Raw genomic sequence first — 8,102 nt, forward strand, 5'->3', positions numbered from 1 at the left:
TGGCGGGATGGGAGCGGGGCACCCCGCTCCCATCGCCGTGTCTGCCCGGGCCGCGGGGACAGACCCCGGGGGCGGGAGCCAGGGGACAGACCCGGCCCCGGGTCGTGGGGGGACAGACCCCGCAGGGGACAGACCCCGGGAGGGGGATCCCGGCCAGGGACGGGCAGAGCTTCCCGGAACGGCCGGTGACATACTGACGTGAGGACATTGACCGTAGGAGGAGAGCGCGGATGATTCCCGTTGTGACCCGCGTGGCCGCCCCCGTGGGCGGCCGCGAGCTGATCTTTGAGACCGGTCTGCTGGCCCGCCAGGCCGGCGGAGCGGTGGTCGTGCGCAGCGGCGACAGCATGGTCCTGGTCACCGCCACCGCCTCGACCGAGCCACGGGAGGGGGTGGACTTCTTCCCGCTGACCTGCGACTTCGAGGAGCGCATGTACGCCGCCGGCAAGATCCCCGGCGGGTTCTTCAAGCGGGAGGGGCGGCCCGGCGAGCGGGCCATCCTCTCGGCGCGGCTGATGGACCGCCCCCTGCGGCCGCTGTTCCCCAAGGGGTTCCGCAACGACGTGCAGGTCATCGCCACGGTCCTGTCCACCGACTTCGACAACGACCCGGCGGTGCTGGCGGTCAACGGTGCTTCGGCGGCCCTGTGCATCTCCGACATCCCCTTCCATGGCCCCATCGGCGCCGTCCGAATGGGCCTGGTGGGCGGGGAGCTGGTGATCAACCCCACCTGGAAGCAGCTGGCGGAGGAGAGCGCCCTGGACCTGGTGGTGGCGGCCAGCGAGGACGCCATCATCATGGTCGAGGCCGGCGCCGACGAGGTGCCCGAGGCCCGCCTCCTGGACGCCCTGGACCTGGCGCACCGGGAGATCCGCAAGATCATCGCCGCCCAGCGGGAGCTGATGGCCCGGGTGGGCAAGCCCAAGATGGCGGTGCCGGAGACGGCGCCGGACCCCGAACTGGCGCGGGCGGTGCGGGAGCGGGCGCTGCCGCTCATCCGGGAGGCGCTGGTCCAGCCCGAGAAGCTGGCCCGGGAGGACGCCCTGCGCCGGGTGCAGGAAGCGGTGGCTCCGTCGCTGCTGGAGCAGTTCCCCGACCGGGAGGCGGAAATCGGCGAGATCATCCAGGCGCTCACCAAGGAGGAGGTGCGCCGGATGATCCTGGAGGAGGGCCGCCGGCCCGACGGCCGGGGGCTGACGGACATCCGCCCCCTGTACATCGCGGTGGGCGTGGTGCCCCGGGCGCACGGGTCCGGCCTGTTCCAGAGGGGGCAGACCCAGGTCCTCACGGTGGCCACCCTCGGCACGGGGGAGGACGAGCAGATCATCGACGACATCACGCCGCGCACGTCCAAGCGCTTCATGCACCACTACTCCTTCCCGCCCTACTCGGTGGGAGAGGTCCGGCCGCTGCGCAGCCCCGGCCGCCGCGAGATCGGCCACGGCCTGCTGGCCGAGCGCGCCCTGGAGCCCATGATCCCCGACGAGTCGGTCTTCCCGTACACCATCCGCCTGGTCTCCGAGGTCCTGGAGTCCAACGGCTCCACCTCCATGGCGTCGGTGTGCGGCTCCACCCTGGCCCTGATGGACGCCGGCGTCCCCATCCGGGCGCCGGTGGCCGGCATCGCCATGGGCCTGGTCACCGGCCCCAACGGACGGGCCGCCGTGCTCACCGACATCCTGGGCCTGGAAGACGCCATGGGCGACATGGACTTCAAGGTGGCCGGCACCCGGCTGGGCGTCACGGCCCTGCAGATGGACATCAAGGTGTCCGGGCTGACCCGGGACATCCTGGCCCGCGCCCTGGAGCAGGCCCGCCAGGCCCGCCTGTACATCCTGGATGAGATGGCCAAGGTGATCGCCGAGCCGCGGCCCACCCTGTCGCCCTACGCGCCGCGGATCATCACCATCGAGATCAGCCCCGACAAGATCCGGGAGGTCATCGGCCCCGGCGGCAAGGTGATCAACAAGATCACCGCCGAGACCGGCGTCAAGATCGACATCGAGCAGGATGGCCGGGTGCTCATCGCCTCCACCGACGAGGCCGCCGCCCGGAGGGCCATCGAGATGATCCAGGCCATCGTCCGCGACGTCAAGGTGGGGGAGATGTACCTGGGCAAGGTCACCCGGCTGATGAACTTCGGCGCGTTCGTGGAAGTGCTGCCCGGCAAGGAGGGGCTGGTCCACATCTCCGAACTGTCCGACGGCCGCGTGAGCCGGGTGGAGGACGTGGTCAAGGTCGGCGACGAGCTGCTGGTCAAGGTCAAGGAGATCGACAGCCAGGGCCGCATCAACCTCACCCGCCGGGGAGTCACCCCGCCGGGGGAGGGGGCCCCCGCCGGCACCGTCCCCGCGGGCACCGCCGCCGCGCCGGCGCCGTCCGGCCCGGAGCAGCGCCGGCCCGCCGGACCGGGAGGCCGCCGCGGCCGCCGGCGCCGCCGTCCCCGCCCGGGAGGACCGGGACCCGGGGCCCCGCGGTCCTGACCCTCCCCGGACCGCGGGCCCGCCCGCAGGACCCTGTCCTGCCGGCGGGTAATCCAGTAGGATAACGCCATGGCCGCGTCCTCCGTCGCGCTGTCCACCCTTCCCAACGGCATGCGGGTGCTGACCGAGCGTATCCCTCACGTCCGCACCGTCGCCGCGGGCATCTGGGTGGGGGTGGGGTCCCGCCACGAGCCGCCCGAGCACCACGGCATCTCCCACTTCCTGGAGCACCTGTTCTTCAAGGGCACCGCCGCCCGCACAGCCCTGGAGATCGCCCAGGCGGTGGACGAGATCGGCGGCCAGATGAACGCCTTCACCGACCGCGAGCAGACGGTCTTTTACATCAAGGTGCTGTCGGCCCACCTGGACCGGGCCCTGGAGGTCTACGCCGACATGCTCCTGCGCGCCACCCTGGCGCCGGAGAGCATCGAGCGCGAGCGCCAGGTGATCACCGAGGAGATCAAGTCCTACGAGGACTCTCCCGACGAGCTGGTCCAGGACCTGTTCGCCCAGACGGTGTGGAACAGCCACCCGCTGGGCCGTCCCGTCATCGGCACCCTCGCCACCGTGGGCCGCCTGCAGCGGGACGACTTCCTCACCCACATCGCCCGCCACTACCGGCCCGACAATGTCCTGCTGGCGGCCGCCGGCGACCTGGATCACGAGCAGGTGGTGCGCGCGGCGGAGCGGCACTTCGGCGGGTGGGAGGGGACTGCCCGGCGCACCGACCAGCCTCCCCCGCGGGCCGAGGCGGCGGTGGCCGTGCGGTCCAAGGAGACCGAGCAGGTGCACCTGTGCCTGGGCTCCCAGGGGCTGGCCCAGGCCGACGACGGGCGGTACGTCCTGGCGGTCCTGGACCACCTGCTGGGCGGGGGGATGAGCTCGCGGCTGTTCCAGGAGATCCGGGAAAAGCGCGGGCTGGTCTACAGCATCGCGTCCTACGCCGCCGCGTACCGGGACGGCGGGCTGTTTGTGATCTACGCGGGCATGAGCCCGGGGGCCGGCCCCGAGGTGGTCCGCCTGGTCCTGGAGGAACTGGACCGGGTGCGTACCGATCCGGTGCCCGACGCCGAACTGCGCCGGGCCAAAGAGTCGCTGAAGGGCAGCCTGATGCTGGGCCTGGAAAGCACGGGCAGCCGGATGTCCATGCTGGCGCGCTCGCTGATCTACCACGGGCGGGTGGTGTCGCTGGACGAGCTGCTGGCGCGCATCGACGCCGTGACCTCCGAGGACGTGCAGCGCATGGCCCAGAGGCTGCTGCGCCCCGAGGGGCTGTCCCTGGCGGCCATCGGCCCCTTCCGCTCCGACGGCCGGCTGGAGGCCGCCGTCCGGGACGCCTTCCGGCGGTACGTGGAGGCCCGGGCGGGGTAGGCGCGGTCACGGCGGGGCGGGCCGGGACGCCGGGACACAGGATACGAGCCCCGACGGCGGTCCCGGTCACGTCCTCGCTCCCCGGTTCCCGAGGCAGGGAGGTGGGGTGGATGGCCGGCACGATCCGCGTGGCGGTGGCGGGAGCCGCCGGCCGCATGGGGCGGGCGGCCGTGCGGGCGGTGGCGGCCCAGGAGGACATGACGCTGGTGGCGGCCCTGGGCCGGTCCCGGGCGATCGGCCGGGACGCCGGAGAGGTGGCGGGGGCGGGACCCCTGGGCGTCGTCATCACCGCCGACCTGGCCCAGGTGCTGGGCCGCCGCCCCGACGTCCTGGTGGACTTCAGCCCGGGCCCGGCGGCCGCCGAGCACGCCCGCGCGGCGCTCCCGGCCGGGGTCAGCCCGGTCATCGGCGGCACCGGCATGGCCCCGGCCGACCTGCAGGCCCTGGCCGACCTGGCCGCCTCCCACCGCACCGGCGCCGTGGTGGCGCCCAACTTCGCGGTGGGCGCCGTCCTGATGATCGAGTTCGCCCGCCGGGCGGCGCGCTTCTTTCCGCACGTGGAGATCATCGAGATGCACCACGACCGCAAGCGCGACGCGCCCTCGGGGACGGCGCTGCGGACCGCCGCGGCGGTGGCGGCGGCGCGGGGGACCGCGCCCCCACCCGCGGTGGCCGAGGAAGAGATGGTGGCCGGCGCCCGCGGGGGACGGGCCGAGGGGATCCCCGTCCACAGCGTGCGCCTGCCGGGCCTGGTGGCCCACCAGGCAGTGATCTTCGGCGGTCCCGGTCAGACCCTGACCATCCGCCACGACTCCATCAGCGAGGAGTCGTTCATGCCCGGCCTGCTGCTGGCGGTGCGCCGGGTCCGGTCCCTACAGGGACTCGTGCACGGCCTGGAGAATCTGCTGGACCTGTAGCGGCGCCTCCGCGCGCAGCCTGCGGGCGCGGCGTCCGTCGGGGGCAGCCCGCGGGCAGAGGATGAAGGGGGGAAGTCCCATACCGGCAGGAGGCTTTCGCGTCGGCATCGTGGGCGCCACCGGCGTGGTCGGCCGGGAGGTCCTGCGCGTTCTCCAGCAGCGCCGCTTTCCGGTGGACACCCTGCGGCTGTTCGCCTCCGAGCGCTCGGTCGGCCGCCGCATCGGCGCCCACGCCGTCGAGGCCCTGTCCGAGGAGGCGTTCGCCGGGCTGGACGTGGTGATCTTCGACACCCCCGACGACGTGGCCCGGCGGTGGGTCCCCCGGGCGGCGGCGGCCGGCGCGACGGTGATCGACAACTCCGCGGCGTTCCGGATGGACCCTGACGTCCCCCTGGTCATCCCCGAGGTCAACGCCCACGCCCTGGCCCGCATCCCCCGGCGGATCGTGGCCAACCCCAACTGCACCACCGCCACCATCGCCGTCCCCCTGGCGCCCCTGCACCGGGAGGCGGGACTGCGCCGGCTGGTGGCCTGCTCGTATCAGTCGGTGTCGGGGGCGGGCCAGCGGGGAGTCGAGCAGCTGTGGGCGGAGGTCCAGCACATGGTCGCCACCCGCCGGGTGCCGCCCCGCCCGCTGGGGGCGGCGTTCACGCACCCCATCGCCGGCAACCTGATCCCGGCCATCGGCTCGCTGCGCGGGACGCAGTTCAGCGAGGAAACCAAGGTGGCCGCCGAGCTGCGCAAGATGCTGGACCTGCCCGACCTGGCCGTCGGGGTCACGTGCGTGCGGGTGCCCACCCTGGTGGGCCACGGGGTCGCCGTCCACGCCGAGTTCGAACGGCCGCTTCCGGCCGAGCAGGCCCGGGCGCTGCTGGCCGCGGCGCCGGGGGTGGAGGTGGTGGACGACCCGGCCTCGGGCGCCTACCCCACGCCGGCGGCCGCCGCGGGGCGGGATCCCTGCCTGGTGGGGCGCATCCGCACCGACGAGGCGGGCATGCTGGCGTTCTTCGCCGTGGCCGACAACCTGCGCAAGGGGGCGGCGTTGAACGCCGTCCAGATTGCCGAGCACTTGGCGCAGGCGGGGCTGCTGGCGTCCGGGGTCCGATCCTGACAGCACGCCGCCGCTGTACCGGCGGACAGAACGGCCTGATGCGCATTGTCGTCCAGAAATTCGGCGGGACGGTCCTGGCCACACCGGAGGGGAGGCTGCAGGTCGCCGAGCTGATCACCGCCACCCGCACGCGGGGCTATCGGGTGGTGGCGGTGGTGTCCGCCCTGGGACGGGAAGGCGACCCCTACGCCACCGACACCCTGGTGGGACTGATGCGGGAGGTGGACCCGCAGGTCGACCCCCGCACCCTCGACCTGCTGCTGTCCACCGGGGAGATCATCTCCACCGCCCTGCTGGCCCACACCCTGGTGCGGGCCGGCTGTCCGGCCATCGCCCTGACCGGCGGCCAGGCGGGCATCCTGACCACCGACGAGTTCAACGACGCCCGCATCCTCAGCATTGACCCCCGCCCGGTGCGCCGGCACCTGGAACAGGACCGGGTGGCGGTGGTGGCCGGCTTTCAGGGGGTCACCGCCACCGGGGAGATCACCACCCTGGGGCGGGGAGGCAGCGACACCACCGCCGTGGCCATGGGCGCGGCCCTGGGCGCCGAGGTGGTGGAGATCTACAAGGACGTGGAGGGGATCATGACCGCCGACCCGAAGCTGGTGCCGGCGGCCCGGCCCCTGCGCACCATCACCTACGACGAAGTGTCCCAGATGGCCGCCCTGGGCGCCCGGGTCTTACACCCCCGGGCCGCCGACATCGGGCGGGAGCACAACGTGCGGCTGGTCATCCGCAGGCTGGGCAGCCTCAACGGGGGGACGGTCATCGTGAAGGGTCCGGAACTGGGCGTGCCGATCATCGACGGGCGGCCGGTGGTGGCGCTGGCCCACCTGCCCGACGTGGTGCAACTGAAGATCCCCCGGCAGGGGGACCGGGACCTGTCGCGGCCGCTGCAGGCCCTGGACGCCCTGGCCGCCGCCGGCATCAGCATCGACCTGATCAACCTGCTGCCGGAGGTGCTGGCCTTCACCGTCAAGGAGGAGGTGGCCGCGCAGGCCTCTAAGGTGTTGACGACGCTGGGCTTTGACGTGCAGGCCAGCGCGCCGTGCGCCAAGGTGTCCATCATCGGCGCCGGGATGCGGGGACGGCCGGGGGTGATGGCCCGGGTGGTGAAGGCCCTGCACGCGGCCGGGGTGGAGATCCTCCAGACCGCCGACTCCCACACCACCATCTCCTGCCTGGTCTGGCGCGACCAGATGCAGGCCGCCCTGCAGGCCCTCCACGACGAGTTCGGGCTGGCCGAAGACGTCCAGTCCCAGCAGGAAAGCGAAGGGTGAATCAGCGTCCGTGCCCTCTCCCCGTCGCCGAGGAGGAGGGAGAGGGCAGAAAGGAGGAGTTCGCCATGCCCGTCTTTGGCCGCGTGCTCACCGCCATGGTCACCCCGTTCGACGACGCCGGCAACGTGGACGACGGCAAGGCGGCCGCGCTGGCCCGCCGCCTGGCCGACTCTGGCTCGGACGCCATCGTGGTCGCCGGCACCACCGGCGAGTCGCCGACCCTGACCGACGAGGAGAAGCTGCGCCTGGTGCGGACCGTCAAGGAGGCGGTGGGCGGCCGCGCCCAGGTCGTGGCCGGCACCGGCACCTACGACACCCGCCACTCCATCCACCTCACCCGCGAAGCCGAGCGCGCCGGCGCCGACGGCTTCCTGCTGGTCAACCCCTACTACAACCGCCCGTCCCAGGACGGCCTGTACGCGCACTTCAGGGCGGTGGCCGAGTCCACCACCAAGCCCTGCATCCTCTACAACATCCCCGGCCGCACCGGGGTGAACTGCCTGCCCGACACCGTCGCCCGCCTGGCCCAGATCCCCAACATCGTGGCCGTCAAAGAAGCCTCCGGCAGCCTGGACCAGGCGTCGGAGGTGCGGGCCAGGACGCCGGAGACCTTTGACATTTACAGCGGCGACGACAGCCTGACCCTGCCCATCCTGGCGGTGGGCGGGTGCGGCGTCGTGAGCGTGGCCAGCCATCTGGTGGGCCCTGACATCCAGGAGATGATCCGCTCCTACGAGCGGGGCGACGTGCGCCGGGCCCTGCAGATCCACCTGCGCCTGTTCCCCCTGTTCAAGGTCCTGTTCATCACCACCAACCCGGTGCCGGTCAAGGCCGCCCTCGCCCTCAGCGGGTTCCCGGTGGGGGCGCCGCGGCTGCCCCTGGTGGAGGCCACGGCCAAGGAGAAGGAGCAGATCGCGTCCGTCCTGCGCCAGCTGGC

General features: G+C 73.0%; 6 protein-coding genes. All 6 read left to right on the forward strand.

The features are described from left to right. Positions 1-230: 230 nt before the first annotated feature. Positions 231-2,483: a polyribonucleotide nucleotidyltransferase gene (locus RB150_05210; GenBank protein ID MDQ7819931.1), complete on the forward strand. Its 2,253-nt coding sequence runs from the start codon at positions 231-233 to the stop codon at positions 2,481-2,483. Between the two features lie 69 nt (positions 2,484-2,552). After that, entirely contained in the window at positions 2,553-3,854 is a 1,302-nt protein-coding gene (locus tag RB150_05215) for a pitrilysin family protein (GenBank protein ID MDQ7819932.1), read from the forward strand. A 110-nt stretch (positions 3,855-3,964) separates the two neighbouring features. Continuing rightward, complete coding sequence (gene dapB, locus RB150_05220; GenBank protein MDQ7819933.1) at positions 3,965-4,771, forward strand: 4-hydroxy-tetrahydrodipicolinate reductase; 807 nt, start codon at positions 3,965-3,967, stop codon at positions 4,769-4,771. A gap of 61 nt (positions 4,772-4,832) precedes the next feature. Further along, positions 4,833-5,882 (forward strand): aspartate-semialdehyde dehydrogenase, encoded by a 1,050-nt coding sequence (locus RB150_05225; protein ID MDQ7819934.1) that lies wholly within the window; start codon positions 4,833-4,835, stop codon positions 5,880-5,882. A gap of 38 nt (positions 5,883-5,920) precedes the next feature. Continuing rightward, a complete protein-coding gene (gene dapG / locus RB150_05230; GenBank protein MDQ7819935.1) occupies positions 5,921-7,165 on the forward strand; it encodes an aspartate kinase in 1,245 nt (414 codons plus the stop codon). Positions 7,166-7,230: 65 nt separating this feature from the next. After that, positions 7,231-8,102, forward strand: an 872-nt coding sequence (gene dapA, locus RB150_05235; GenBank protein MDQ7819936.1) for a 4-hydroxy-tetrahydrodipicolinate synthase, incomplete at its 3' end; no start/stop codon positions are given.

Source organism: Armatimonadota bacterium, assembly GCA_031081675.1.
Classification (GTDB): Bacteria; Sysuimicrobiota; Sysuimicrobiia; order Sysuimicrobiales; family Kaftiobacteriaceae; genus Calidihabitans; species Calidihabitans tengchongensis.

What these genes read in the sequence shown, in the direction of transcription:
- RB150_05225 (MDQ7819934.1), top strand. Translation starts at nt 4,833, where the DNA reads ATGAAGGGGGGAAGTCCCATACCGGCAGGAGGCTTTCGCGTCGGCATC.
- RB150_05210 (MDQ7819931.1), top strand. Translation starts at nt 231, where the DNA reads ATGATTCCCGTTGTGACCCGCGTGGCCGCCCCCGTGGGCGGCCGCGAG.
- RB150_05215 (MDQ7819932.1), top strand. Translation starts at nt 2,553, where the DNA reads ATGGCCGCGTCCTCCGTCGCGCTGTCCACCCTTCCCAACGGCATGCGG.
- dapB (MDQ7819933.1), top strand. Translation starts at nt 3,965, where the DNA reads ATGGCCGGCACGATCCGCGTGGCGGTGGCGGGAGCCGCCGGCCGCATG.
- dapG (MDQ7819935.1), top strand. Translation starts at nt 5,921, where the DNA reads ATGCGCATTGTCGTCCAGAAATTCGGCGGGACGGTCCTGGCCACACCG.